Below are 24,611 nucleotides of genomic sequence, written 5' to 3'. Positions count from 1 at the left end.
TTCGCAAAGCCCGCCCCCAGGTCTTTCCTTGACGATTAAGAAACGTCTTGCCGTCAGCTCTTGTTAAGATCGCGCACATTTGCGTGAAGATTTGATGACAGGCAGGTTATTTGTGAAGTTGATCCGTCGTTGCCTACAACACCCTCTTGCACCCCTGTGCGCCCTGTTCGGCCTGCTGTTGCTGCTGCCCATGGGCGCGCGCCTGGCCCTGGGCTGGTCCAACCCGCTGGGCTATCTGTCGGACCTGGCCAGCGCCAGCCTGCTGACCGTACTCCTGTACCGCCGGCCCTGGTGGCTGGCGCTGCCGGTGCTGCTGGTCTGGGCCCTGCTGACCCTGGTCAGCGCCGAGCTGGTAAGCGCCGTGGGGCGCATGCCCAACCTCGCCGACCTGCACTACTTGGTGGACCCGCAGTTTGTCGGCAACTCCACCGGCGGCGGCCTGACCCACCCGGACCTGGGCCTGGCGCTGTTGCTGGGGCTGGTGCTGTGGCTGGTGGTCCAGCGCGCCCACCGCGGGGTGCGCCCCCCGGCCCTGCCACGCCATAGCTGGAGCCTGCCGGTGCTGTTGCTGGTGGCCCACGGCGGCATCCAGTACCTCAAGCCCAGCGAAGCCGACCAGTGGCAACTGTTCAATCTGCCCCACCAGGCCCTGGCCACCGCCACCGGCCAGGCGCAGATGCAGGTGGAGGCCTGGCTGCAAGGCGACGTCGCCGATGTCCCACCGCCCATGGCCGGGCTCACCCGCCTGGACCTGGAAGGCCAGCCGCTGTTGCCCAGCGCTGGCCGCGCGCGCAACGTGCTGCTGATCACCCTCGAAGGCATTCCCGGTGCCTATATCCGCACCAACCGCGAAGCCCTGAACAGCCGCTACCAGGAAGACCTGATGCCCAAGCTCAGCGCCTGGGCCGAGCGTGGCATGAACACCCCGGACTACGTGCTGCACAGCCACCAGACCATCCGCGGCCTGTACGCCATGCTCTGCGGCGACTACGACAAGCTCGACAACGGCACCCCCAAGGGCGTCGAGATGCTCACCCAGAGCCAGCGCAACCAGGCCTGCCTGCCGGCGCAGATGCACAAGTTCGGCTTCAACACCCACTACCTGCAGGGCGCCGGCCTGCGCTTCATGGCCAAGGACAAGATCATGCCGCACATCGGCTTCGATTCGACCCACGGCCTGGAGTGGTTCAAGAACGACAACTACCTGGAGTTCCCCTGGGGCAAGGACGACAAGGCCTTCTTCGAAGGCGCCCTGGGCTATGTCGACCAGCTGAAGAAGAACAAGAAGCCGTGGATGCTCACCCTGCTGACCGTCGGCACCCACCAGCCCTACTCGGCGCCCGAGGACTACCTGGAGCGCTATGAGACGCCGAAGCAGGCCGCCGTGGGCTACCTGGACGACGCCATCGACCAGTTCCTCACGGGCCTGGAGCGCAAGGGCGTGCTCAAGGACACCCTGGTGATCATTACCTCCGATGAGTCCCACGGCATCGACGGCGTGCGCCTGGCTTCGTCCTGGGGCTTCAACCTGATGCTCGCCCCGGACCAGGACCTGCTGCCCCATCTCAAGTCCGGCACCTACGGCCACGTCGACCTCAGCGCCTCGGTGCTGGACTACTTCGGCCTGCCGGTGCCCGCCAGCCTCAGCGGCCGCTCGCTGTTGCGCGACTATGCCCAAGGCCGGGAAATCATGTCCTACACCAACGGCAAGCTGCGCTACCACGATGGCCAGGGCACCTTCACCGAGTGCGACTTCCAACAGCGCTGCCGCTACTACGCCAGCCCCGGTTTCATCGCCGACAGCGCCAGCCTGCAAGGCCAGTACGGCGGCCTGCGGGCCCGGCAGATCAGCGCGCGTGCGGCGAACCTGGACCGCAGCCTGCTGCAGTCGCCGCTGAACCAGCACTACCAGTTCGGCAGCCCGGCGATCATCCCGCTGCAGGCACAGATCAAGGACGACTGGGCCGACAACCTGATCGGCGCCCAGTACCTGGAAATGCCCAAGGGCTCCCAGACCCGGGTGCGCTTCACCGTGCGCTCCGCCGACCCGCAGCAAAACGCCTACATCCTGCTCAAGGGCAAGGAGCTGGAACAGGACGTGCCCCTGGGCCTGCCGGAAGAAATGCTGGTCACACCCGACCAGCCGTTGCAGATGGACTTCAGCTTCGACAACCCGGAAACCCGCAAGGCCTTCTCCTTCCACCTGCTGGGCTATGGCCTGGGGGCGGTGGAAGTCAGCGACTTCAGCGTGATCACCGAGTTGCCGGGGCAGACCGAAAGCGTCGACCCCGAAGAAGACAGCAACGCCCACTCCAGCTGACCCCTGCCGCACGCCGAGCCGCCCCCCTTGGGGCGATGCTCGGCGCGCCCTTCTGCATGCCCCGCAAAAATATTTTCCTGTACATGAAACTTTTTTTGTACAGGAAAAGTCGGACCGTTGATGTCATTTAAACATCATTGAGCTATCACGCTGCCTCATCAAGGCACGCCCCTGTGAAGCATTCAGTCAACGGTTTAGGAGCGGTCCTTCCTATGTTTTCCAATCTGAGCATTTCGCAAAAGCTCTATGCCGGTTTCGGCGTCGTCCTGCTGATCCTCCTGCTGCTGGTGCTGGCGGCCCTGCGCGGCTTCGATCAAGTCAGCAGCAGCGTCAAAAGCACCATCCACAGCCATGAAGTGCTGAACCAGTCCGACGCCCTCTTGCGCAGCCTGATCAATATCGAGACCGGCATGCGCGGTTATGCCCTGACCGGTCGCGACAGCTTCCTCGAACCTCTGGAACAAGGCGAAAAAGCCTTTACCGACTACTACGCCCGGATCAAGAGCAGCACCGCCGACAACCCCGAGCAGCAGGCGCGCCTGGAGCGACTCAAGGCCCTGCACGACCAGTGGCTGCGCGAGGACATCCAGGGCAACCTGGCCCTGCGCCGGGCGATCAATGCCGGGACTCAGCCGGCCACCGCCATGGCCGAGCAGATCAGCGCCGGCCGCGACAAGGCCAAGATGGACGCCATGCGCCAGCTCAACAGCGAGTTGCGCGAAGCGGAAAAAAGCCTGCAGGACGCCCGCAGCCAGGCCATGGACAACGCCAAGGCTTCGGCCCTGGCGATCCTGCTCGGCGGCGGCATGCTGGCGGCACTGCTGGCCATGCTCGTTGCCTGGTCGCTGTCGAGCAACCTGGTGGGACGCATCCGCCAGTCCGTGGAAGTGGCCGAGGCCATCGCCGCCGGCCACCTGGACAACCGCATCAGCACCCAGGGGCGCGATGAAGTCAGCGAGCTGCAGCAGGCTTTCGCCGCCATGCAGGAGCGCCTGCGGTCGATGATCAGCCAGATCAAGCTGGGAGCCGAGCAACTGGTGAGCGCCTCCCAGAGCATTTCCAGTGCCTCGCTGCAGCTCTCGGCATCGGCCCAGGAACAGTCCCACTCGGCCTCATCCATGGCCGCCACGGTGGAAGAACTGACGGTGAGCATCAACCATGTGGCGGACAACGCCGGGGACGCTCATGCCCTGTCCAGCGAATCCGGGCGCCAGTCCGAGGAAGGCGGCAGCGTGATCCAGGACACCCTGGGCAGCATGCGCCTGATCGCCGAGACCGTGCAGGCTTCGGCCACCCAGATCGGTGAACTGGGCCAGCATGCCGAACAGATCTCCAGCATTGTCAGTGTGATCAAGGGCATTGCCGAGCAGACCAACCTGCTGGCCCTCAATGCGGCCATCGAGGCCGCCCGGGCCGGCGAGCAAGGCCGTGGCTTTGCCGTGGTCGCCGATGAAGTGCGCCTGCTGGCCCAGCGCACGGCCAATTCGACCCAGGAGATCACCGAGATGGTCGACAAGATCCAGCTGGGCACCCGGGAAGCGGTGAGCAGCATGGACGTCGGAGTCAATCAGGTGAAAAGCGGCGTCGAACAGGCCCAGCAGGCCGGCGAGGCCATCGTCAATATCCGCACCTCCTCCGGCAATGTGGTGCGGGTGGTGGACCAGATCTCCCTGGCCCTGCGGGAACAGACCGCCGCCAGCCAGGATGTGGCGCGCAACGTCGAGCGCATTGCCCAGATGTCCCAGCAGAACAGCCAGGCCGTGGAGGAAACCACCGAGACCGCTCGTTCCCTGCAGCAACTGGCGCAGAACCTGGAACAGCAGGTGAACGTGTTCAGGCTGTAGGGCTGGCCGGCTGAAGGGCTCGGGCTCGGGCTCGGGCACGCACCAGCATCAGGCTCAGCCCCGCCCCCAGCAGCAGGACCGCAATCAGCATCAGCCAGGCGCTGGCAAAACCCGCCGCGCCCTGTTGCACGGTACCGAACAGTACCGGCCCGAGGGCGAACCCGGCGAAGAAGCCCGCCGAAAGTAGGCCCGAGGCCGAGGCTGGGCTGCCAAAGGCCGGATCGCGCAGCAGCATGCTCATAGCGATGGCATTGGTGGCCACGGCGGTCAAGCCCATGCCCAGGGCGCCGAACCACAAGGGCCAGTGCGCCTGGGGCGTGGCCTGGGCAGTCACCGCCAGGGCCAGGCTGGCCAGGAGCAATAACGTCAGCAGCAACCAGGAATCCTCGGTCATACGTGCCGCCAGTGGCGTCAACAAGGTCCGGGCCAGGATGCCCATGACCCCGAACCCAGCGACCATGGCTCCGGTCTCGCCGACCGCCACCCCTTGGCGAGCCGCGAATACCCCAAGAAAGGTCACGAAGGACGAAAGCACCAGGCCGACACACAACTGCACGCTCAGCAGCAGCGCCAGCCGTGAATTCGGCCGGGGAATCTTCAGGCTCATGGTCTTGCCCGCTGCGCTGCCCGGCGCCACCTTTGGCCCCCACAGGGCCAGCAGCAAGGTCGGCAGGAGCAGGCTGGCCAGAGCCGCGCGCCAACCCAGAGACCCGGCCAGAGGCGGCAGCAACAGGCCGGCGATCAGCGCGGACAGCTGCACCCCAGACTGTTTCAGCCCCACCACCGCGGCCTTGCTACGAGCCTCGACACACTCGGACACCAGCAGATTGGTCACCGGGTTGGCCAAGGCCTGGGCCACTCCGCAGATCGCCAGGGCCAGCAGCACCCCGGCAAATCCCGGCAGGCTGACCAGCAGGCCATACCCCGCCAGGGTCGCCCAGAACAGCAAGGCCAGGGCCCGTCGAGTGCCGAGCCGGTTCACCAGCGGCCCCGCCCACAAAGACAGCAATGCCGCCAGGCCAAAAGCGCTCATCACCAGCCAGCCCAGCCAGTGGGGCGCCACCCCAAGATCAGCGATCAGCAAGGGCCCGAGGGTGCCGATGGCGTAGAAGATCAGCATCGGCAGGCCCATGGCACACACCAGCACCGTGCGCAGCCAGAGCCCCCGGGGACCGGCGGATTTCAAGTTCTGCGGGTTCATTGCTTGCTCCTTTACAGGTGGGGCGCCGCAAGATTGCGAGGCTCGCCCCTGCTTGGGAAACAGCTTACTTTTTAGCGAGAATGCTTATCATGCGTGTTCATATGGGAAACGGATCCATTCCCATGGCAAACGCAGAACATCCATTGCAGGAGCGCGAACATGGCCGTTGCACCCGGTTCTTCCCAGTCCTATCGCTTGCCGTGCCACGCACCACGCGAGCACAGCCAGGCCCCGGGCGGCGGGTCACGCCAGCAGTTGCCCCAGGCCCTGGGCGATTGCCATTTCGAGAGCCTGCCCTTGGCTCAGGGCCTGACCCTGGTGCACTCGCGCTATCACCCCAATCGCCCCTTGATCGAGGAGGCCAGCAGTTGCCACGCAGGCCGTTTGCTGGTGATCACCTGTGCCCTGCAAGGCACCTCGGGCTACCTGGATACCCAGGGTTCGAGCCTGGCGTTTCGCGCCGGACACACCACCGTCACCGCCTTCCAGGCCAGCCGAGGCGAACGCCGTTACGGCGCCAATGAAACGGTAGAGCAACTGCGCCTGCTGGTGGGCGAAGCCCTGCTCCAGCAGTACCTGGGCGCCGCCCGAGCTCGCCAGTTGCTGGGCCAGGACGCCTTGCAACTGCTGGCCTGCGGGCCCACTTCCCGGGCCAGTGCCGGCCATCTCAGTGCACTGGCCCAAGCCTGGCGCCTGCAACAGCCACCGACGCTGGAGCTGCATATCCACGCCCTGAGCCTGCTGTCCTTGCAATTGCAGGCCCTGGCACCCGCCCCTGCCGTCCCGGGCCGGCGCCTGAAGGCCGCCGATCTTGAACGGCTGCAGCGGGTGCGCGACCTGATGTTCGAACAGATGCACCAGCCCTTGACCGTGGCCTACCTGTGCGCCGCTGTGGGTCTCAACGAGTTCAAGCTCAAGCAGGGCCTGCGCGAGCACTACCACACCACGCCGCAGCGCATGCTCCTGGAAATCCGCATGGGCCATGCCCACCGCCTGCTGGAAGGCGGGTGTCAGGTGGCCCAGGCGGCGTATCAGGTGGGCTACCGCTTTCCCGGCAACTTCAGCGCGGCCTTTACCCGGTTCTTTGGCAAATCACCCAAGTCGGTGTTCAGCCCCCGGCGCTGAATCTTGGGTAAAACACTGGCGCCGCGAGGGCTTTGCGTCTATTTCTGGTAAGCGTCCCTGGCCACTGGAAACGAGCGCAGCCCATGATCGATCGCCCCACTGCCCCGCTGCTCGAACAACTCGCCGCCGCCATGCACGGCAAGCCGTTCATGGTCCTCACCGGCGCTGGTATCAGCACCCCGTCGGGGATCCCCGACTACCGCGACAGCGAGGGCATGCGCCGTGGCCGCCAGCCGATGATGTACCAGGAATTCCTCGCCCAGCCCGAAGCCCGTCGCCGCTACTGGGCCCGGGCCATGCTCGGCTGGCCGCGCATTCGCCAGGCCCGGCCGAATGCCGCGCACCAGGCGTTGACGCAATTGCAGGCCGCAGGCCGGATCGCCGGGGTGATCACTCAGAATGTCGATGCCCTGCACGACGAGGCCGGCAGCTTGGAGGTCATCGAGCTCCACGGCAGCCTGCAGCGGGTCTTGTGCCTGGACTGCGGCCAGCGCAGCCAGCGGGAGGCCATCCAGCAGCAACTGGAGGCGCACAATCCTTACCTGGCCGGCGTTGACGCGGTGCAGGCGCCGGACGGCGACACCCTGCTGGACCCGGCCTTCGAGGAACGCTTCCAGGTGCCCCATTGCCCCTACTGCAATGGCTCGCGATTGAAACCCGATGTGGTGTTCTTCGGCGAGAACGTGGCCGCGGCCACCGCGGCCCGGGCCTTGAGCGCCGTGCACGAAGCCGCAGGCCTGCTGGTGGTGGGTTCGTCGCTGATGGCCTATTCGGCGTTCCGCCTGTGCCGCGCCGTGGCCGAGCAAGGCAAGCCGCTGCTGGCCATCAACTTCGGCAGGACCCGCGCCGACGAGCTGCTGGACCTCAAGCTCAGCGAGCCCTGTGACCTGTTGCTGCCCCAGTTGGCCGAACGCCTGCTGCGTTGAGCCTCAGAGTAGCGCCAGGCGCTGGCCGAGGTTTTCCTCGCGCAGGATGTCGAACAGCGCCTGGGCCGCGGTGGACAGCTCGTCCCCCGGCTTGGTCAGTACACCAATGGCCCGCTCCACCACCGGATCGTGCAGGGTCAGGCAGTGCCCGCCCAGCTCGCGCATCTGCTGGGCGCACAGCGCCGGCACCGCACTCACCCCCAGGCCGCTGGCGACCATGCGCCCCACGGTCGCCAACTGGTGGCTTTCAAACTCCACCGGCAGTTGCACGCCCCGTGCCCGCAGGTGATCTTCAAGCATCACCCGCACCGTGGACGGCCGCTGCAAGGTGATGAAGGGCTCCTGCAACAGCGCCTGCCAGTCGATCTCGCTGCGCCGGGCCAGGGGCGAATCCCGGGGCACCACGGCGACAAAGCGGTCGATGTACAGCGGGGTGAACACCAGCGAGGTGCTGTCCTGGGGCTCGAACGCCACCCCCAGCTCCACCTCGCGATCACGGACCATCTCCAGCACCTGCTCATTGACCACGTCGTTGACCGTGACGTTGACCTGGGGATAGCGGGCCCGAAAGTGCTTGAGGATCGGCGGCAGCAGGTTGCCGGCAAAGGACGGCATCGCCGCCAGGGTCACCCGGCCTCGCTGCAGGGTGAAACGCTGGCGCAGTTCGTCCTCGGCGTTGTCCCAGTCGGCGATCAGACGCCGCGCCAGGGGCAGCAGGGCCTCGCCTTCCGGGGTCAGGGCCACATTGCGCGTATTGCGCGTGAACAGGCGCCCCCCCAGGCCTTCCTCCAGCGCCTTGATCGTCAGGCTCAGGGCCGACTGCGACAGGTGCAGCCGTTCGCAGGCCAGGGCAAAGCTCAAACTGTGGGCCACGGCCAGAAATGCCCGTATCTGTTTAACCGTCATCTGCCATTCTCTTGGGTGTAAGCCTCCCTGGATTATGCTGCTTTTTCAATCAATCAACCTTAAAAATCAACTTAACAAATCAATCCCGCAGCGCAACACTGGCCCGCAAACGGCTGGCCAGCCGCCAACGAACAAGAAAGAGGAAGGTGCAAATGGCAGGTTTCGACAAGCGCGTGGCGTCCTACGAGGAAGCCCTGGAAGGTCTGCAAGACGGCATGACCGTGATCGCCGGCGGCTTCGGCCTGTGCGGTATCCCCGAAAACCTGATCGCCGAGATCAAGCGCCGCGGTACCCGCGACCTGACCGTGGTGTCCAACAACTGCGGGGTCGACGGTTTCGGCCTGGGCGTGCTCCTGGAAGACCGTCAGATCAGCAAGGTGATCGCTTCCTACGTGGGTGAAAACGCTCTGTTCGAGAAGCAGTTGCTCAGCGGCGAGATCGAAGTGGTACTGACCCCCCAGGGCACCCTGGCGGAAAAAATGCGCGCCGGCGGCGCCGGGATCCCGGCCTTCTTCACCGCCACCGGCGTCGGCACCCCGGTCGCCGACGGCAAGGAGACCCGCGAATTCAAGGGCCGCACCTACCTGATGGAAGAGTCCATCACCGGTGACTTCGCCATCGTCAAGGGCTGGAAGGCCGACCACTTCGGCAACGTGGTCTACCGCCACACCGCGCAGAACTTCAATCCCCTGGCGGCCACCGCCGGCAAGATCACCGTGGTCGAAGTGGAAGAAATCGTCGAACCGGGCGAGCTGGACCCAACGCAGATCCACACCCCCGGCATCTACGTCGACCGGGTCATCTGCGGCACCTTCGAGAAGCGCATCGAACAGCGCACCGTGCGCAAGTGATCGCCCTTCCCCAGCCCGACTAAAAGGACAACAAACATGGCTCTTACCCGCGAACAAATGGCTCAGCGCGTCGCCCGCGAACTGCAGGACGGCTTCTACGTCAACCTCGGCATCGGCATCCCGACCCTGGTGGCCAACTACATCCCCGACGGCATGGAAGTCATGCTGCAGTCGGAAAACGGCCTCCTGGGCATGGGCGCCTTCCCCACCGAGGACGAAGTCGACGCCGACATGATCAACGCCGGCAAACAGACGGTGACCGCGCGCATCGGTGCCTCGATCTTCTCGTCCGCCGAATCCTTCGCGATGATCCGCGGCGGCCATATCGACCTCACCGTGCTCGGCGCCTTCGAAGTGGACGTGCAAGGCAACATCGCCTCCTGGATGATCCCCGGCAAGCTGGTCAAGGGCATGGGCGGCGCCATGGACCTGGTGGCCGGTGCCGAGAACATCATCGTCACCATGACCCACGCCTCCAAAGACGGCGAATCCAAACTGCTCAGCCGCTGCAGCCTGCCGCTGACCGGCGCCCAGTGCATCAAGCGCGTGCTCACCGATCTGGCCTACCTGGAGATCGAGAACGGCGCCTTCATCCTCAAGGAGCGCGCCCCCGGGGTCAGCGTCGAGGAAATCGTCAGCAAGACCGCCGGCAAGCTGATCGTGCCGGACCACGTGCCTGAAATGCAGTTCGCCTGAGGAGCCCCATCATGCAAGACGTCGTAATCGTTGCCGCCACCCGCACCGCCGTGGGCAGTTTCCAGGGCTCCCTGGCGGGCATTCCCGCCGTTGACCTGGGCGCCGCGGTCATCCGCCAATTGCTGGCCCAGACCGGCATCGACCCGGCCCAGGTCGACGAAGTGATCATGGGCCAGGTACTCACCGCCGGCGCCGGGCAGAACCCCGCCCGCCAGGCCGCGATCAAGGCCGGCCTGCCCCATGCCGTACCCGCCATGACCCTGAACAAGGTCTGCGGCTCGGGCCTCAAGGCCCTGCACCTGGGCGCCCAGGCCATCCGCTGCGGCGATGCCGAGGTGATCATCGCCGGCGGCCAGGAAAACATGAGCCTGTCCAACTACGTGCTGCCCGGCGCCCGCACCGGCCTGCGCATGGGCCACAGCCAGATGGTCGACTCCATGATCAGCGACGGCCTGTGGGACGCTTTCAACGACTACCACATGGGCATCACCGCCGAGAACCTGGTGGAGAAATACGGCATCAGCCGTGAAGCCCAGGACGCCTTCGCCGCCGCCTCCCAGCACAAAGCCGCAGCAGCCATCGAGGCCGGGCGCTTTGTCGACGAGATCACCCCGATCCAGATTCCCCAGCGCAAGGGCGAGCCGCTGACCTTCGCCACCGACGAGCAGCCACGCCCCGGCACCACCGCCGAAGCCCTGGCCAAGCTCAAGCCGGCGTTCAAGAAAGACGGCAGCGTCACCGCCGGCAACGCCTCGGCGCTGAACGACGGCGCTGCCGCGGTGATGCTGATGAGCGCCAGCAAGGCCCGGGCCCTGGGCCTGCCGGTGCTGGCAAAAATTGCCGCCTACGCCAACGCCGGCGTCGACCCGGCGATCATGGGTATCGGCCCGGTCTCGGCCACCCGCCGCTGCCTGGACAAGGCCGGCTGGACCCTGGACCAACTGGACCTGATCGAAGCCAACGAAGCCTTCGCCGCGCAGTCGCTGTCGGTGACCAAGGAGCTGGAATGGGACGCCAGCAAGGTCAACGTCAACGGCGGTGCGATCGCCATCGGCCACCCGATTGGTGCATCGGGCTGCCGGGTGCTGGTGACCCTGCTGCATGAAATGATCAAGCGTGATGCCAAAAAGGGCCTGGCGACCCTGTGCATCGGCGGCGGCCAGGGCGTGGCCCTGGCGATCGAGCGCTAACCTCCGCGCAAAACCGCCCTCCTTGTAGGAGCTGGCTTGCCAGCGAAGGCGCCCGTGAGAGCGCCTTCGCCAGCAAGCTGGCTCCTACAGGCAAGGCGTGCGCAGGATCGCCTTCGCCAGCAAGCTGGCTCCTACGGGCAAGACGTGCGCAGGAGGGTCTTTGCCAGCGAGTTTTTCCCGCTACGCCAGGTCCAGCTGTACGCCATCCACGGCACCATCGACCGTCCATTGGCGGGCCCAGTCGCTGTCTTGAACCACACTGCTATGGCCCTGGTAGACGACGCTCAACTGGGCAGCCTGGGCAGCATTGGCATTGCAGATCAGATACAGGTCGGCACTGGCATCCGCTTGCAGGACATAAAGAACCACGTTGCCTTGGGCAGGTATGTTGACGTTGGCCAGGTTGTTGCCCTGGGCGGTATTCCTGATGGCGACTTGCTGCGCAGCGGCGGTGTTGTTGCGTGCATGAATGGCAATAGGCATTTTATTTGACTCCAGAACTGGTCAGGGGATTGAGTCGCTACGGTCCGGGCCTGCACCGGAGGCTGGCCACAAGATCAGCCGACCGCAGGGCTATCCTCGGTAACTGTCTGCCGCCATACGAGAGGGACATGTTTCCCTGAAACGCCAACGCGCCCTCTTCACCAACCAGCTGAACACTGGGCCACGCCCCCCATCAGCCTGAGCGATTCACCCCTTGCCCTCCCTGCACTATCCGCCCGACCTGCTCTTGCAGTGCCTTGGCCTGGGTGCGCAGGGCTTCACTGAAACCCTCGACAAAACTCGACGAGGGCCGGTAATCCGGGCGGATCAGCATCACCCGATAGGGCACCGACAGCTGCAACGGACGGATCGCCAGGCCGCGCCCGGCCTCTTCCATGGCACTCAAGGGATTGATGATCGCCACCCCGAGCCGCTGGCGCACCATGGCGCACACCGAAGCCGCGTTGGTGGTTTCCACCACTATCCGGCGATCCACCCCGGCCTGGCGAAAATGCTCATCCAGGGTCTGGCGGTAGATATCCAGGCCCGAGAGGTTGATGAAGTCCTGGCCGCGAAAATCCGCAAGCGCCAGCCGTGGCCTGGCCAGCAGCGGATGGTCGTCCGCGAGGATGCAGACCATGTCGGCGCAGAACAGCAGTTCGCCCTGGGTGCCCCGGGGCAGGTGCTCGCTTTCGGTCAGGCCCAGGTCATGGCGCTGGGCACTGAGGGCCTCTTCCAACAGCGGCGATTCCTGGGCGGTGATGCTCAGGCCGATGCCCGGGTGCTGCGCCTGGAACTGCTTGCACACCGGCGGCAGCAGGGTCTGGGAGAACAGCGGCAGGCAGCTCAGGCTCAACTGGCCGTGCTCGAAACGGCGGATCGACTGGGCCACGCTGTTGATCCGCTCCAGCCCCACATAGGCCCGCTCGACTTCCTCCAGCAACAGCAGGGCCTGGGCCGTGGGCAGCAGGCGCCCGCCTTCACGATCGAACAGGCGCAAGCCGGAAAGCGTTTCCAGGCGGGCCAGCTCGCGACTCACGGTGGGCTGCGAAGTAAACAGCAGGCGCGCAGCGCCGGTGACGCTGCCGGCCTGCATGATGGCGCGGAACACTTCGATGTGCCGCAGGGAGATGTCCATGGCGGGAAACTCGCTTAATCAACCACCTCATATCAGATATGAATATCTTGGCAAAGAATAGATATTTTCTTGAATAGCCGCCAACGGGCATGCTGCCTCCATTCCCACTGATCACAGATTGCATTCGCCATGGCCATTCCATTTTCCCCCGCTCAACTTGTCGCCGCCGCCCGCCAGTACGGCACTCCACTGTGGTGCTATGACGCCGCCACCATCCAGGCGCGCATCGCCCAGTTGCAGGCGTTCGACGTGGTGCGCTACGCCCAGAAGGCCGCGTCCAACCTGCACCTGCTGCGCCTGATCCGCGAAGCCGGGGTACGGGTCGATGCGGTGTCCCTGGGGGAAATCGAACGCGCCCTGCTGGCCGGCTTCAGCCCGGTGGATGCCGGCATCGTCTTCACCTGCGACCTGTTCGACGAGGCCACCCTGGCCCGGGTGGTGGAACTGCAAGTGGAAGTCAACGCCGGCTCCATCGACATGCTCCGCCAGTTGGGGGAGAAATCCCCGGGGCACCGGGTCTGGCTGCGGATCAACCCGGGCTTCGGCCACGGCCACAGCCGCAAGACCAACACCGGTGGCGAAAACAGCAAGCACGGCATCTGGCACGACCAGATGAGCGAAGCCCTGGCGGTGATCCGCCAGCATGGCCTGCACCTGGTGGGCCTGCACATGCACATCGGTTCCGGGGTCGACTACGACCACCTGGAACAGGTGGGCGCAGCCATGGTGGCGGCGGTGAAATCCCTGGACCACGACCTCGAGGCCTTCTCCATCGGCGGCGGCCTGTCCACCCCCTACCGCGAGGGCGACACCCCGGTGGACGTGCAGCGTTACGCCAATGCCTGGAAAGTGGCGCGCCAGGAGATCGAGGCCTACCTGGGCCACGGCGTGCGCATGGAGATCGAACCGGGGCGCTTCCTGGTGGCCGAGGCCGGCTGCCTGGTCAGCGAAGTGCGGGTGGTGAAGACCGCCGGCCAGCATCACTTCGTACTGGTGGACACCGGGTTCAACGACCTGATGCGCCCGGCCATGTACGGCGCCTACCACGGCATGAGCCTGCTGGACGCCGCCGGCCACCCGGTGGAGCGCCCGCAACAGCTGACCGTGGTCGGCGGCCCGCTGTGCGAGTCCGGCGACATCTTCACCCAGGACGACGAATGCCTGACCCCGCGCCCCCTGCCCCAGGCCCGGGTCGGCGACCTGCTGGTACTGCACGACACCGGCGCCTATGGCGCCAGCATGTCCTCCAACTACAACAGCCGCCCGCTGCTGCCGGAGGTGCTGTTCGAGCACGGCCAGCCGAAACTGATCCGCCGCCGCCAGCCACTGGCGGACCTGCTGGCGCTGGAACTGGGGCTGTAATTGGGCATGTAGTACCTACCCAGAGTAATGCCCGTCAGTGAAGCGAGGTGATCCCCTGCAAGAGCAGCCGGTCGATGCTCGATTGCTCGCGATGGTGCGGATGTCCTCGGCCACGCCCTTCTCGTCCAGGGCATCCGAGGCGGCAATCCACAAGCGGCAGGAGGTATCGGTGGTATGCCCGACGATCGGGCCCAGGGACGGGGTGCGAAGTGTGCTCACGGTTACCAGCTCCTTGGTGGGGTGTGCCAGCCAAGCTTAGTCGGGGCAAGCCGGCCGACAAGCCGCGCCGGCCTCCTCGGACAGCCGGTTGCGCCCGGCGCTGAGCAAGGCCAGCAGCATCAGCAGCGCCGCCACGCCAAAGGTCCAGTGCATGCCGCGGGACACTGCCTCGACGCCGGCCTGCGGCCCCGAGCCCCAGGCGAACAGTGCGCCCATGGCCGCCGCGCCACTGATCAGCCCGAGGTTGCGCGACAGGCTCAGCAACCCCGCCGTCAGCCCACGCTGCTGCGGCGCCACATCACGCATCACCAGGCTGTTGTTGGCCGTCTGGAACAGCGCGTAGCTGGCGGTGGCCAGGGCCAGCGGCAGCAGGTAGCCTGCCAGCCCCAGGCTCCGGGGCAGCAGCGCCAGCAGGCCCAGGCCGCCACACAACCCCAGCAGGCCGAGCCGGGACAGCGGCCGGGCACCATAACGGTCCACCAGACGCCCGGCGGGGGCGCCGCACAGGGTCGCCACCAGCGGCCCCAGGGACAGGCTCAGGCCCACTGCCAGGCTCCCCAACCCCAGCCCTCGGGCCAGGTAGAACGGCCCCACCACCAGGGTGGTCATGATCACTGTCGACACCAGCAGACTCAGCCACAGGCTGCTGCGCAGTTGTGGGCGGCGCAGCAGGGCCGGCTGGAACAGCGGCGCGGCGGCCCGGCGCTCGACACGCACCAAGAGCGCGACCCCGACCACGCTGGCCACCAGCAGGCCCAGGTTCAACGGCGCCAGCAAGTTGTGCCCCAGGGTCAGGGCCAGGGCATAGGCGCCCAGGCTCAAGGCCAGCAGCAGGCTGCCCGGCACATCGAAGGCACTGGCCGATGCCACAGGCCGGTCCGGTGGCAGGCAACGCCAGGCCAGTAACAGCGCCACCAACCCCAGGGGCACATTGACCAGGAACATCCAGCGCCAGCCGACGCTGGCCAGTAACAGGCCGCCGAGGGCCGGGCCCAGGGTGGTGCCCAGGGCCGACATACTGCCCAGCCAGCCCATCGCGGCCCCGGTGCGGGCCTTGGGCAGCGCGTCACCCACCAGGGCCATGCTCAGGGCCAGCATTACCGCCGCCCCCAGGCCTTGCAGCGTGCGGGCCGCCAGCAGCCAGCCCAGGCCAGGGGCCAGGCCGCAGCACAGCGAGGCCAGGGTGAACAGGGCGATCCCCGCCAGCAGCGCCCGGCGCCGGCCCCACTGGTCCCCCAGGCGCCCGACGCTGGCGATCAGGGTGGTAATGGCCAGCAGGTAGGCCAGGACAATCCATTGCACCTGCTGGAACGACGCCTCAAGGGTCTGGGCCAGGCTCGGCAGCGCGGCATTGGCGATGCTGGTGTCCAGGGACGGCATCAGCATCGCCAGCGACAGGCTGGCCAGGGCCCAGCGCGCACGGGGCGCCAGGGCTTCCTGGGGGGCGGCTTCGGACTCGGGAATGGGCATCGCACAGGCTCCGGCAAGGTGATGCCCGCCAGCCTAGGGCCAGCCGTGACCAGGCGGAAGGCGCAGCCTTTGCAGTTAATTGATGCATTCAACGCCATGCCAGCTGCCTGCGTGCTAAATTGCGCCGATGTCGACTCCCGATCTGAACCTGCTGCTGACCCTGGACGTACTGCTGGCCGAAGGCAGCGTGGCGCGGGCTGCCCAGCGCCTGCATCTGAGCCCCTCGGCCATGAGCCGGGCGCTGGCCCGCCTGCGCCAGGCCACCGGCGACCCGCTGCTGGTGCGCGCCGGGCGCGGCCTGGTGCCCACCCCTCGGGCCCTGGAGCTGCGCCAGCGCATCGGCCAACTGGTGGCAGACGCCCAGGCCGCTCTGCGCCCGGCCGAGCAGATCGACCTTGGCCGCCTGCAGCGCACCTTCACGCTGCGCAGCCGTGATGGTTTCGTCGAGAATTTCGGCCCGGCGCTGGTCAGTCGCCTGCGGGCTGAAGCGCCCGGGGTGCGGGTGCATTTCGTACCCAAGCTGGACCGCGACAGCCAGCCCCTGCGCGATGCCAGCGTCGACCTGGAAACCGCGGTGATCGACGCCGACACCAGCCCCGAGTTGCGCACCCGGGCGCTGTTTCGCGATCGCTTTATCGGCGTGGTCCGCGCCGGCCACCCCTTGAGCCGGGGGCCGGTAAGCCTGGATGCCTACGTGGCTGGCGAACATATCCTCGCCGCCCACCAGGGCCATGCTCATGGGCGCATGGACGAGGCCCTGAAAGCCCTGGGCCTGGAACGACAGATCGTCACCCTGGTCAGCGGTTTTTCCGCCGCCCTGGCCCTGGCCCGGGGTTCGGACCTGATCGCCATGGTGCCCGAGCGCCACACCAGCAACCTGCGGCACGGCCTGCACGGTTTCAGCCTGCCGGTGCCCCTGCCGGAGATGACCATCTCCCTGCTCTGGCACCCGCGCATGGAGGCCGACCCGGCCCATCGCTGGTTGCGCCAGGTGGTGCATGAGCTGTGCAGCCAGAGCGCCCTCCCCGGCCATCAGCCCGGCTGATCCACAACTTCATTAGCGAGATCCTGCATGTCTTCCAGCTCCCTGCGCCTGCTCTCCCTGAATCACCTGCCCGCTGCCGCCGCGTTGCTCTGGGGGCTGTCCCTGGCAATCGTCCGGGCCTGGCAACCGATAGATTATTTCTGGGAGAACTTCGCCGCCTACTGGCTGCCCCAGGGGCTGATTCTCGGCCTGCTGCTGTGCACCCGGCCCACGCCGGCGCTGTTCACCGGCGTGGCCCTGGCCCTGGCCGCGCACCTGCAACTGTTCTGCCTGTGGATCAGTTCCCCGGAAGGCGCCTTGGGCTGGCTGTTCTATCTGTTCGACTTTCCCGGCGCGCTGATCGGCGCCGCCATCGCCCGCTTCCTGGCCACGCGCGTGGCTCCCGGCAAGCCGTTGATCAATGGCCTGCTGGGGCTCGGCTGGGTGTCGTTGGGGCTGTTGCTGAACTTCAAGCTGATGATGTACAGCCAGGTCTGAAACGGGCCGGCGAATGCGGCCCGGGGGGACTGAAACCCGCCCGGGCCACCGACGGCCCGGGCAGGCAATGCCTCAGTGGTGGCCCTGGCTGAGGTTCGACAAGCGCCCGGACAGGGCCTGCATGGCCTCGCTGACCTTGTCCAGGGCCTGGGCGTCCCGGGCGTTGTCCTCGCTGATGCCGTGGATGCGCACCGCCAGTTCGTTGATCTCCTGGGTCACGTGGCTCTGCTGCTGGGCCGCTACGGCAATCTGCTGCGCCCGCTGGGAAATATCGTCGAAGCTGGTCACCGTGCTGGACAGCGCATCCGATGCACCGGACGCCTCGCCCACCGCCTGGCGGGTTCGTGTTTCGCCGGCCTGGATCGCCTGCACCGCCTGACGCGAGGCCTGCTGCAAGTCGTTGATCATGCCGCTGATCTCGTTGGCCGAGGTCTGGGTGCGGCCGGCCAGGGTCCGCACTTCGTCCGCCACCACGGCAAAGCCCCGGCCCTGCTCCCCGGCCCGGGCCGCTTCGATGGCGGCGTTCAGCGCCAGCAGGTTGGTCTGCTCGGAGATCGCCTTGATCACATCCAGCACCGCGCCGACCTGCTGGCTGTCCTGCTCCAGGCGCTGGATCACTGCCGCCGCCTCGGCCATTTCCGCGGACAACTGCTGGATCGACTGGCTGTTGGCATCAACCTTGTGCTGGCCCTCCTGCACCACCACCAGGGACTGGCGCGCGGTGTCGGCGCAGTTGTTGGTGTTCTGCGCCACTTCCAGGGCACTGGAGGACATCTCGGTGATGGCCGTGGCCAACTGGGTGTTCTCCTGGCGCTGCTGCTCGGCACGCTGGGCCAGGGTGCTGCTGAGTTGACCCAGGCGCGCGGCTTCGTTCTGCAACTGCCGGGCTTCGCTGGCGATCTTCTGCAGCATTTGCCGCAACTGCCCGGCATAGCGGTTCACCGCGGCGCGCAAGGCGCCGATCTCGTCGGCCCGGGCTACGTGCAGCTCGGCGTTGTCAGTGGCCTGGCCACGCCCCAGGGCGTCGATCTGCTGGGTGGTTTCTTCCAACTGGGCAATCAGCTTGTGCCCGCCCAGCCAGGCGAAGAACAGCAGCAGGGCCAGCAACGGCAAGAGAAACACCAGGATCTCGGTGGTCATGGCCCGGGCCAGGCCGGTGACCTTCTGCTCCGGGGTCACCAGGCCAATGGTCCAGCCACTGCCGGGCATGCTGAACAGGCTGACCCGCGCCGCTTCCTGCAGCCGGCCATCTTCCGCCAGATCCAGGCTGCGCACCTGACCGGGACTGCCCGCCGTCTTGCTCAAGGCCTCAGCCACCGGACCCAGCCAGGGTTGCTGTTTGCTCAAGGCCTCGAAGCTGAGCATCTGCCCGCCAGCGCTGGCCTGGGCATCGGGGAAATACAGGACATTGCCGGCCTGATCCAGGGCAAAGGCATAGCCACCGGTGACCGAGCCCTGCTCCTTGAGGAAGCGCGCCAGGTCATCCAGGCGCAGGTCGATGGTGGCGACCCCGGCGAAGCTGCCGTCCTGACGATAGGGCACGCTGCAGGTGGTCATCGGCACCTGGGTCACCGGGTCCTGATAGGCCTCGGACCACAGGCAACGCCCCGGCGCACTGTTGCGCGCGCCGGTGTACCAGGCTTCGTGGTGATAGCCGGCGCTGCCGGCAGCGTTGTAGTCATCGGAAAACGCCAGGGGCCCGGCATCGCTGCGGGCCCAGAAGAAACTGCGGCGCTCGACGCCCGCCTCGAAGGCATTGGGTTGCGGCCAGATACCGCCACCGGCAATCGCCTTGTCGCCTTCGTGGTCGATCACCTTGGGCAAGGTGGCCATGACCAGCGCCTGCTCCTTGGGCAGCCCCTCCACCAGATGGGCCATGCTGGCGGTCACCCCTTCGATCCCGGCCAACTGCAAGGCCAGTTGCCGGACGATGGCACTGCCGGTCTGTTCGATCAACGCCGAGCTCGCCTCCACCACTCTGGGCTGCCCCCGCAGGGTCATCACGGCAAATACCGCCAACGCCGTGAACAGCAACAGCAGCACACTGCCGAGGGTCAAACGATGAGACAGACGAACCGGTAGCAAGGCCATGACGAACTCCATATCAATAGGCATTCAGAGCTTATCGACCAGGGTCATGGATCACTTGAGAAAAGAGTGACGCCGGTCACGTTTTCTGTGACCAGTATGTGTGTGTGTGTGAATACCCGCGACCGGCTCGACAACGGCGCTGATGACAGCACTGACGCTCGACAGAGCGTGTCCGGCCCTGCACCACGGGTTCAATCGGTGGACGAATGCTCGCACCTGCGAAAGACCGTCACCGTCTTGCCCCGGCCGGCGCCTGGGAGCTACTCGATCACCCGGGCATCAACCTTCCAGGACCAGCATGAACTGGCTGAACCGGTCGATCCCGTCCTTGGACAACTCGAGCCCTGTCTCGCCCATCCGCGACATCCACTTGCCGTTGTCGCCGCGCAGGGAAATCTGCCCGCTGGCGGTATCGATGGCATAGGCGAATTGGCAATACTGATCGATGCTGTCCTTGGACAACTCCAGCCCCGTCGCCCCCATGCGCGACATGAACTTGCCTGTGTCGCCCTGCAGCGCGAGTTTCTTGTCGGTGCCGATTTGCACCAGCACCACCCGGAACTTGCAGTATTGGTCGATGGAGCCCTTGGAAAGCTCAAGCCCGGTCGCGCCCATCCGCGACATATAGTTGCCCGAGTCGCCGCGCAGCGAGATGACACTACCGTTTTCAATGACACGTTGTGGAATGACGATCATGGTTGGCACTCCTTGCTGATTAGGTGTGTTCCTGTGGGTCGCGGGGCCTGAAACCACCGGGCCGTCGGCCTCCCTGAGAAGGAGGTATGACGACCGGCAAGGCTTGCCGCAGGCGCAGTGTAGTTGAGCCCCTGGCGGCGCTCGGGATGGCCGCAAGACAACAGGACCAACGGTTGCCACGGTCCTGGAACGCTCAGATCAAAGGGCTATGCAAGGTGCGCGGCAGACAACCCGAGGCGATAAGTGCCCGGGTTGCAACGGGGCAGCAAGCGACTGCCCGACCGACTCACGAAAGCGGCCTGGGCAAGACCGCGGCGACTGTTTTCAATCCGGATTGGCGTTCATGTAGCGCGAGTAGTTCTCAACGTAATCGGTGAGGTTCTCCTCCAGCATCAGACGGAACTCCTCAAGGAAATAGTCCACCGCCTGCTGCTTGGACGCCGCCAGTTCCTCGGCATTGCGGCAACCGCAGGCGCTGACCCAGGCGCTGAAACGCGCGTTGGCGTACATCAGCGAAGCGCTGGCCTTGCCCCGGCTGCTGTCGGCAATGTGAGAATTGGTCAACTCGATGATGGCGTCGGCGCGGTTGAAGAAATCCTGATCCGGTTCGTTGGCCACGGGGTGTTCCTCTTGCTGGGTAGGGAAAATAAAGCGCCGGAGTATAAGAGTTTTGCGTGCGCATACCGATCACTTTCGCCCACTGCATCACCCCGGCAGAAACCGGCCCGCCGGCGAAGAGGCCGGTCAGCCCGGCGCCCTCCTCAGGGACGCCTTCGCTGGCAAGCCCGGGGCTCCCCTGACTCTCACGAACAGCCGGCGCAACGGCCGGGCTATGGCTTCGGCAGGGCCCGCAGGTGCTCGGCCAGCAGGGCTTCGCTCTGGCCTTGAGAGAGCACCACGCAGTTCTGCGCCGCCTGCAGTGCTTGCTGCATATACGCCTCGCCCTGTTGTCGATCACCCTCAAGGATCGCCTGCAAAGCCAGGCAGCGCGGCCGCAGCCAAGGCGCATACCAGTCGACATCGGCTCCCATCGGTGCGTTCTTCAGGACGCTGGCGTCGCGCTGCAGATAGGCACGGCTGAAGACCAGTTCGCCGCGCAACAACTCGATCACAACGCTCATCCCCGTGAGCTCCCCGGCCCGGGCTTCAAGCAGCTCATCCAGCTCCTGCTCCATTTGCAGCACCCCGGGCCAGTCGCCCTGGTCCTGCCTTGCGTTGAGCCGGTAGCCGAAAGCGACCAGGGGTTCTGGCATGGCGCCCCGGGCCAGACGTTCAAGGTCCTGGGCCGGCAGCTGCGCGCTGGGGACACCAGACACGGTCAAGGCCAGCAGGCGCGCCTGGGCCAGTTCCGGACGTTGATCGTCGCGATGCACATACCAACTCAGCAAGAGCATGCCGTCGCTGGGTGATACCCGCCAGGCCGGCAGCAGGTTGCCCACCCCCATCACCAGATTGATGACGGCAAAGGCCAGGGCAATGGCGCCGGGCACCCCTTGCCAGTGCAACCCCAGCCCCAGGGCCGCACCGCCCACCAACAGGTTCAGCAGCGGCCCGCTCAGCGCCACCACCATCCACTGACCACGCAACGGCCGTTGCGGATTGCTTGCGGCCATCACGTAGCCCCCCAGGCGATTGCGCTTGAGCTGCGGCGACCACCGTAGGCGCCAGCCGCGGCGCAGCACCTGCAGCTCCACGGCAGCAATCCGTACCTGCAACACCGGCATCCCACACCAGCGGGCGCCCAGGTAATGCCCGCTTTCATGCACCAGCACGCTGATGATCACCAGCAACGAGGCCAGGAACATGGCCAGAAAGGGCTGCAACCCGGACTTGATGGTGAGCCCCAGCACCAGAGCGGCGAGAAACCAGCCACTGAGCAACACCACGCGCTGCACCATCGTCAGCAGTTTGTTCAAGGCCTTGAGCCAGGCGTTGCCATCCATTGCGTACTTCCCTGAGAGTCAAACCAACCGTTGCACAAACTGTAGGAGCCGGCTTGCCGGCGAAGAGGTCCTTGAGCCCTGCATCATCCTCAGAGCCGCCTGCGCTGCAGCAGGGCGAGAACGTCCGGATGGCCGCAGCACTCTACACAGGTCAAACCAGAGCGTGACACTCCACGCGCAGCCGTTGCTCGCTCAGCAAACGCGATTCGATACGTACCGGCAGGAACGCTTCGATCACCCGCATGTTGCTCTCCAGATGCTCGGTCATGCACGGCGTGGTGAAGCTGCCGCCACCGGCCAGGGCCATGGGCAGCAACAGTTGATCGGCCAGGTGTTCCGCCACTGCGGCACCGGAGTCCAGCCAGTCCCGGGCCTGATCGATGGCGCCGTCGGCGACCTTCTCCGCCCGCAGGCTGTTCTGGCCGAAACCGCAAAACAGCTCGGTCAGGTGCTCGAAGGCGAACTCCAGCAGCAGCACATTGCCCGGGCCGTACTCTTCATCCAGCAGCACCGGGGTGAGCTGCTCGCGAGGCAGTTGCAGGCGATCGTGCACCCGGCGCAACTCGCGTTCCGCCACATGCTCCGGCAGGCCCGCGCTCAAGGCCCAGGCTCGACTGCCGAGCAATGCTCCGCGCTCTTGAAGATGCAAGGGTTGCAGCTCCGAAGGCTGGATAAAGGCCTCCAGCTCGCCACCGCCGGCCGGGACAAAACCATGGCGCAGCAGCTGCAGTTCCACCCGCCCGCCCATGCGCCGCAGTTGCGGCAGCCAGGCCTGCTGGAGGAAATCCACCGGCGGCGCCAGGGGGTTGTGGGTGCCGCCGCTGATGCTCACGCGGCTCGGCTGCGGCGCCCGCAGCAAGGCCGGCAGCAGGGTCTGCAGCACCAGGGTGCAACTGCCGGCGGTGCCGATGGCGAAGCGGTAGTCGCCGCCGCGGATCGGCCCCGGCTCGAAGCTCAGGACCTGGGAGCCAAGCTCGGCCCCAGTGGTTCTGGCGCCACATACCTGGGCCGCCGCCAGCACCGCGGTCAGGTGCTGGCGCAACAGCCCCGGGCGGCTGCGCCGGGCGCGAATATTATGGATACGCAGGGTCTTGCCGGTGAGCATCGACAGGCTCAGGGCGCTGCGCAGTACCTGGCCGCCGCCGATGGCGCCGTCCAGTTCGATTACATCCTGTTTCATCACATTCCTCAGGCGTAGTGCCGGACCGTTTCCCGCAGGTAAGCGTCCAGCAACGCGTTGTCTTCATGGGTACGCACCAGTTTCGGCACCGGGCGTTCCAGCTCGGCGGCGATAAAGGCGTGCAGTGCCGGGCGTCGCGGTCCGTAGGCGGACTCGTCGGCGCAGCGTTTCAAAACCAGCAGCTCGGCCACCTCGTCCAGCAGTGGCTGATGGTCGACGGTGGTCAGCAGGTCGGCGAAGGTCATCGGCGGTCGGCCGCGCCCCTGGTCGATCCAGCGCACCGCCAGCAATGGCCGCAGGACGTAGAAGTACTTCTTGAAACGCACGCTTTCGCCTTGCAGGTAACCGCGAAAGTTCTTCCTGGCCATCGACAGATAATGGTTGCGCGCCGCCGGCGGGCTGTAGAACGCCTCGGCCAGCTCCCGCAGGCGCTCGGCGGCGGTCGGTTCGCTGCGGTACACCAGGGGCGAATCCAGCCATTCCAGCAGGGTCGGGTTGGACTTGCGCAACAGCCCCAGGGTCTTGCGCAGTTCCCAGCCGCTGATGTCCAGCTCGTCGTCCAGGGGCCGCTCGATCACGTCGCGCCCGGCATCCACCTGGATGAACCATTCGGGCTTTTCCACATAGACGAAACGCACATCGTAATCGCTGTCGGTAGAGGCAAAGCCCCAGGCCCGACTGCCGGATTCGCAGGCGTACAGCACCTGCACATTGCGCTCGCGCTCGATCCGCGCCAGCTCGGCCAATACCCGTTCGCGCATGGCGCTGCTCAGGGGATGGCGCTCCAGATGTTCCATGATCCTTTTCCTTGTTCAATCCGTGGCGCTGGCGGCCAGCACACTCAGGGTCCGGCGCTCGGGGTTCCACACCGTCAGGCACCAGACGCCCCACCATTCCAGGCCTTCGTCGAAATACTCACTCCAGGGCAGCAGATGCGGGCCCATGGCCGGGGCCTGACAATCCAGCTCCAGGTCGCCCACCCAGTTGATCACCTGGGGCTGCTGCTGGAGATTGAGCCCCAGCAGGTCCAGCCATTGGCCGTACACCTGCCGGGCCTGCTCGGCCCCACCCGGGAAACGCAGCCCGTACGGTGGCTGGCAAAACGCCCGGTACAAGGCCCAGTCCTGCTGCTCCGGGTCTTCGCAAACCAGTTGCCGGACCTGCTGCGGGCTGAGCCGCTCAGGCAGTGCCCGCTCCGGTTCCCAGCGCATCTGCGGTTCACCCACGTCGGCGTAGCGCGGGTCCTGGCGCAGCTTTTTCCAGGCCTCACGGCGCCTGGCCATCAGGTGCTGATACAGGTGCTGCAAGCCCTGGCGATGCAAGGCCTGATTCACCTCGACACCCGGCTCCACCGCCAGCCGCACAAAATCGAACACGCAAAACGCCGCTTCCAGCTGTTGGCGCAGCGCCTGGCTGTGCTCATCTTCAACCGGGGTCAACATGGCGGT

At 66.1% G+C, this 24,611-nt stretch carries 23 protein-coding genes; 10 read left to right on the top strand and 13 right to left on the bottom strand.

All coding sequences use genetic code 11. The features are described from left to right. Positions 1-94: 94 nt before the first annotated feature. Both ABCR88_RS12705 and ABCR88_RS12700 read left to right on the top strand, forming a co-directional pair. Positions 95-2,320 carry an LTA synthase family protein gene (locus ABCR88_RS12705; protein WP_350404675.1) on the top strand — a complete coding sequence of 742 codons (2,226 nt, stop codon included), beginning with the start codon at positions 95-97 and terminating at the stop codon, positions 2,318-2,320. 212 nt (positions 2,321-2,532) lie between these two features. Continuing rightward, positions 2,533-4,164, top strand: a complete 1,632-nt coding sequence (locus ABCR88_RS12700) for a methyl-accepting chemotaxis protein (protein ID WP_350023943.1) — start codon at positions 2,533-2,535, stop codon at positions 4,162-4,164. On the opposite strand, the gene ABCR88_RS12695 is transcribed toward ABCR88_RS12700, so the two are convergent. After that, positions 4,154-5,365, bottom strand: coding sequence for an MFS transporter (locus ABCR88_RS12695; protein WP_350404674.1), 1,212 nt, complete (start codon positions 5,363-5,365; stop codon positions 4,154-4,156). The genes ABCR88_RS12700 and ABCR88_RS12695 overlap by 11 nt on opposite strands. Positions 5,366-5,524: 159 nt before the next feature. On the opposite strand from ABCR88_RS12695, the gene ABCR88_RS12690 reads away from it, so the two are divergent. Together ABCR88_RS12690 and ABCR88_RS12685 are read left to right on the top strand one after the other, a co-directional pair. Next, positions 5,525-6,490, top strand: a complete 966-nt coding sequence (locus ABCR88_RS12690; protein ID WP_350404673.1) for an AraC family transcriptional regulator — start codon at positions 5,525-5,527, stop codon at positions 6,488-6,490. Between the two features lie 83 nt (positions 6,491-6,573). Continuing rightward, positions 6,574-7,416: an NAD-dependent protein deacetylase gene (locus ABCR88_RS12685; RefSeq protein ID WP_152686107.1), complete on the top strand. Its 843-nt coding sequence runs from the start codon at positions 6,574-6,576 to the stop codon at positions 7,414-7,416. 3 nt (positions 7,417-7,419) lie between these two features. Here ABCR88_RS12685 and ABCR88_RS12680 read toward each other — a convergent pair whose 3' ends face one another. Continuing rightward, complete coding sequence (locus ABCR88_RS12680; RefSeq protein WP_015635104.1) at positions 7,420-8,322, bottom strand: LysR family transcriptional regulator; 903 nt, start codon at positions 8,320-8,322, stop codon at positions 7,420-7,422. 152 nt (positions 8,323-8,474) lie between these two features. Here ABCR88_RS12680 and ABCR88_RS12675 point away from each other — a divergent pair, with 152 nt between their 5' ends. Genes ABCR88_RS12675 through ABCR88_RS12665 form a run of 3 tightly spaced genes read left to right on the top strand, consistent with a single transcriptional unit; the run spans position 8,475 to position 11,059 of the window. After that, positions 8,475-9,173, top strand: coding sequence for a CoA transferase subunit A (locus ABCR88_RS12675; protein ID WP_011060621.1), 699 nt, complete (start codon positions 8,475-8,477; stop codon positions 9,171-9,173). Between the two features lie 36 nt (positions 9,174-9,209). Then, complete coding sequence (locus tag ABCR88_RS12670; protein ID WP_011060620.1) at positions 9,210-9,869, top strand: 3-oxoacid CoA-transferase subunit B; 660 nt, start codon at positions 9,210-9,212, stop codon at positions 9,867-9,869. Positions 9,870-9,880: 11 nt separating this feature from the next. Next, positions 9,881-11,059, top strand: coding sequence for an acetyl-CoA C-acetyltransferase (locus ABCR88_RS12665; protein WP_350023940.1), 1,179 nt, complete (start codon positions 9,881-9,883; stop codon positions 11,057-11,059). A gap of 180 nt (positions 11,060-11,239) precedes the next feature. Here ABCR88_RS12665 and ABCR88_RS12660 read toward each other — a convergent pair whose 3' ends face one another. Together ABCR88_RS12660 and ABCR88_RS12655 are read right to left on the bottom strand one after the other, a co-directional pair. Further along, positions 11,240-11,542 (bottom strand): hypothetical protein, encoded by a 303-nt coding sequence (locus tag ABCR88_RS12660; RefSeq protein WP_015635102.1) that lies wholly within the window; start codon positions 11,540-11,542, stop codon positions 11,240-11,242. Positions 11,543-11,735: 193 nt separating this feature from the next. After that, positions 11,736-12,680, bottom strand: coding sequence for a LysR family transcriptional regulator (locus tag ABCR88_RS12655; protein WP_015635101.1), 945 nt, complete (start codon positions 12,678-12,680; stop codon positions 11,736-11,738). A gap of 129 nt (positions 12,681-12,809) precedes the next feature. Between ABCR88_RS12655 and lysA the strand changes: the two genes are divergently transcribed. Next, on the top strand, positions 12,810-14,042 hold the full coding sequence (gene lysA, locus ABCR88_RS12650; RefSeq protein ID WP_350023939.1) for a diaminopimelate decarboxylase: 1,233 nt from the start codon (positions 12,810-12,812) through the stop codon (positions 14,040-14,042). A 15-nt stretch (positions 14,043-14,057) separates the two neighbouring features. On the opposite strand, the gene ABCR88_RS12645 is transcribed toward lysA, so the two are convergent. Beyond that, on the bottom strand, positions 14,058-14,261 hold the full coding sequence (locus tag ABCR88_RS12645) for a hypothetical protein (RefSeq protein ID WP_081002099.1): 204 nt from the start codon (positions 14,259-14,261) through the stop codon (positions 14,058-14,060). Positions 14,262-14,297: 36 nt separating this feature from the next. Further along, positions 14,298-15,731 carry an MFS transporter gene (locus ABCR88_RS12640; RefSeq protein ID WP_350023938.1) on the bottom strand — a complete coding sequence of 478 codons (1,434 nt, stop codon included), beginning with the start codon at positions 15,729-15,731 and terminating at the stop codon, positions 14,298-14,300. 127 nt (positions 15,732-15,858) lie between these two features. Between ABCR88_RS12640 and ABCR88_RS12635 the strand changes: the two genes are divergently transcribed. Together ABCR88_RS12635 and ABCR88_RS12630 are read left to right on the top strand one after the other, a co-directional pair. Beyond that, positions 15,859-16,776, top strand: coding sequence for a LysR family transcriptional regulator (locus ABCR88_RS12635; RefSeq protein WP_350404671.1), 918 nt, complete (start codon positions 15,859-15,861; stop codon positions 16,774-16,776). Positions 16,777-16,803: 27 nt separating this feature from the next. Continuing rightward, complete coding sequence (locus ABCR88_RS12630; protein WP_041117341.1) at positions 16,804-17,253, top strand: hypothetical protein; 450 nt, start codon at positions 16,804-16,806, stop codon at positions 17,251-17,253. Between the two features lie 72 nt (positions 17,254-17,325). Here ABCR88_RS12630 and ABCR88_RS12625 read toward each other — a convergent pair whose 3' ends face one another. The 7 genes from ABCR88_RS12625 to ABCR88_RS12595 form a co-directional block, all read right to left on the bottom strand. After that, complete coding sequence (locus ABCR88_RS12625; RefSeq protein ID WP_350404670.1) at positions 17,326-19,368, bottom strand: methyl-accepting chemotaxis protein; 2,043 nt, start codon at positions 19,366-19,368, stop codon at positions 17,326-17,328. A gap of 255 nt (positions 19,369-19,623) precedes the next feature. Beyond that, positions 19,624-20,040: a hypothetical protein gene (locus tag ABCR88_RS12620; RefSeq protein WP_346636367.1), complete on the bottom strand. Its 417-nt coding sequence runs from the start codon at positions 20,038-20,040 to the stop codon at positions 19,624-19,626. Positions 20,041-20,364: 324 nt separating this feature from the next. Further along, positions 20,365-20,658 (bottom strand): DUF3144 domain-containing protein, encoded by a 294-nt coding sequence (locus ABCR88_RS12615; protein WP_047285710.1) that lies wholly within the window; start codon positions 20,656-20,658, stop codon positions 20,365-20,367. A 212-nt stretch (positions 20,659-20,870) separates the two neighbouring features. Then, entirely contained in the window at positions 20,871-21,983 is a 1,113-nt protein-coding gene (locus ABCR88_RS12610; RefSeq protein WP_350404669.1) for a site-2 protease family protein, read from the bottom strand. Between the two features lie 151 nt (positions 21,984-22,134). After that, positions 22,135-23,163 carry an RNA 3'-terminal phosphate cyclase gene (gene rtcA, locus ABCR88_RS12605; RefSeq protein ID WP_350404668.1) on the bottom strand — a complete coding sequence of 343 codons (1,029 nt, stop codon included), beginning with the start codon at positions 23,161-23,163 and terminating at the stop codon, positions 22,135-22,137. Positions 23,164-23,171: 8 nt separating this feature from the next. Continuing rightward, a complete protein-coding gene (locus tag ABCR88_RS12600) occupies positions 23,172-23,960 on the bottom strand; it encodes a nucleotidyltransferase domain-containing protein (protein ID WP_350023934.1) in 789 nt (262 codons plus the stop codon). A 15-nt stretch (positions 23,961-23,975) separates the two neighbouring features. Further along, the gene (locus ABCR88_RS12595; RefSeq protein ID WP_350023933.1) at positions 23,976-24,605 is read right to left on the bottom strand and encodes a hypothetical protein; all 630 of its coding nucleotides are present in this window, start codon (positions 24,603-24,605) and stop codon (positions 23,976-23,978) included. Positions 24,606-24,611 lie beyond the last annotated feature (6 nt).

The sequence above is a fragment of the Pseudomonas sp. W17 genome, from assembly GCF_040268305.1.
GTDB lineage: Bacteria > Pseudomonadota > Gammaproteobacteria > Pseudomonadales > Pseudomonadaceae > Aquipseudomonas > Aquipseudomonas protegens.
Note: the sequence above shows the minus strand (reverse complement) of the source record. Positions and strands in the feature narration are given on the sequence as shown.

Bases quoted from the DNA above. Each gene is read 5' to 3' on its own strand.
- ABCR88_RS12675 (WP_011060621.1), top strand. From the start codon at position 8,475: ATGGCAGGTTTCGACAAGCGCGTGGCGTCCTACGAGGAAGCCCTGGAA.
- ABCR88_RS12640 (WP_350023938.1), bottom strand. From the start codon at position 15,731: ATGCCCATTCCCGAGTCCGAAGCCGCCCCCCAGGAAGCCCTGGCGCCC.
- ABCR88_RS12625 (WP_350404670.1), bottom strand. From the start codon at position 19,368: ATGCCTATTGATATGGAGTTCGTCATGGCCTTGCTACCGGTTCGTCTG.
- ABCR88_RS12620 (WP_346636367.1), bottom strand. From the start codon at position 20,040: ATGATCGTCATTCCACAACGTGTCATTGAAAACGGTAGTGTCATCTCG.
- ABCR88_RS12595 (WP_350023933.1), bottom strand. From the start codon at position 24,605: ATGTTGACCCCGGTTGAAGATGAGCACAGCCAGGCGCTGCGCCAACAG.
- ABCR88_RS12635 (WP_350404671.1), top strand. From the start codon at position 15,859: ATGTCGACTCCCGATCTGAACCTGCTGCTGACCCTGGACGTACTGCTG.
- ABCR88_RS12660 (WP_015635102.1), bottom strand. From the start codon at position 11,542: ATGCCTATTGCCATTCATGCACGCAACAACACCGCCGCTGCGCAGCAA.
- rtcA (WP_350404668.1), bottom strand. From the start codon at position 23,163: ATGAAACAGGATGTAATCGAACTGGACGGCGCCATCGGCGGCGGCCAG.
- ABCR88_RS12695 (WP_350404674.1), bottom strand. From the start codon at position 5,365: ATGAACCCGCAGAACTTGAAATCCGCCGGTCCCCGGGGGCTCTGGCTG.
- ABCR88_RS12665 (WP_350023940.1), top strand. From the start codon at position 9,881: ATGCAAGACGTCGTAATCGTTGCCGCCACCCGCACCGCCGTGGGCAGT.
- lysA (WP_350023939.1), top strand. From the start codon at position 12,810: ATGGCCATTCCATTTTCCCCCGCTCAACTTGTCGCCGCCGCCCGCCAG.
- ABCR88_RS12690 (WP_350404673.1), top strand. From the start codon at position 5,525: ATGGCCGTTGCACCCGGTTCTTCCCAGTCCTATCGCTTGCCGTGCCAC.
- ABCR88_RS12655 (WP_015635101.1), bottom strand. From the start codon at position 12,680: ATGGACATCTCCCTGCGGCACATCGAAGTGTTCCGCGCCATCATGCAG.
- ABCR88_RS12700 (WP_350023943.1), top strand. From the start codon at position 2,533: ATGTTTTCCAATCTGAGCATTTCGCAAAAGCTCTATGCCGGTTTCGGC.
- ABCR88_RS12680 (WP_015635104.1), bottom strand. From the start codon at position 8,322: ATGACGGTTAAACAGATACGGGCATTTCTGGCCGTGGCCCACAGTTTG.
- ABCR88_RS12600 (WP_350023934.1), bottom strand. From the start codon at position 23,960: ATGGAACATCTGGAGCGCCATCCCCTGAGCAGCGCCATGCGCGAACGG.
- ABCR88_RS12610 (WP_350404669.1), bottom strand. From the start codon at position 21,983: ATGGATGGCAACGCCTGGCTCAAGGCCTTGAACAAACTGCTGACGATG.
- ABCR88_RS12685 (WP_152686107.1), top strand. From the start codon at position 6,574: ATGATCGATCGCCCCACTGCCCCGCTGCTCGAACAACTCGCCGCCGCC.
- ABCR88_RS12705 (WP_350404675.1), top strand. From the start codon at position 95: ATGACAGGCAGGTTATTTGTGAAGTTGATCCGTCGTTGCCTACAACAC.
- ABCR88_RS12670 (WP_011060620.1), top strand. From the start codon at position 9,210: ATGGCTCTTACCCGCGAACAAATGGCTCAGCGCGTCGCCCGCGAACTG.
- ABCR88_RS12630 (WP_041117341.1), top strand. From the start codon at position 16,804: ATGTCTTCCAGCTCCCTGCGCCTGCTCTCCCTGAATCACCTGCCCGCT.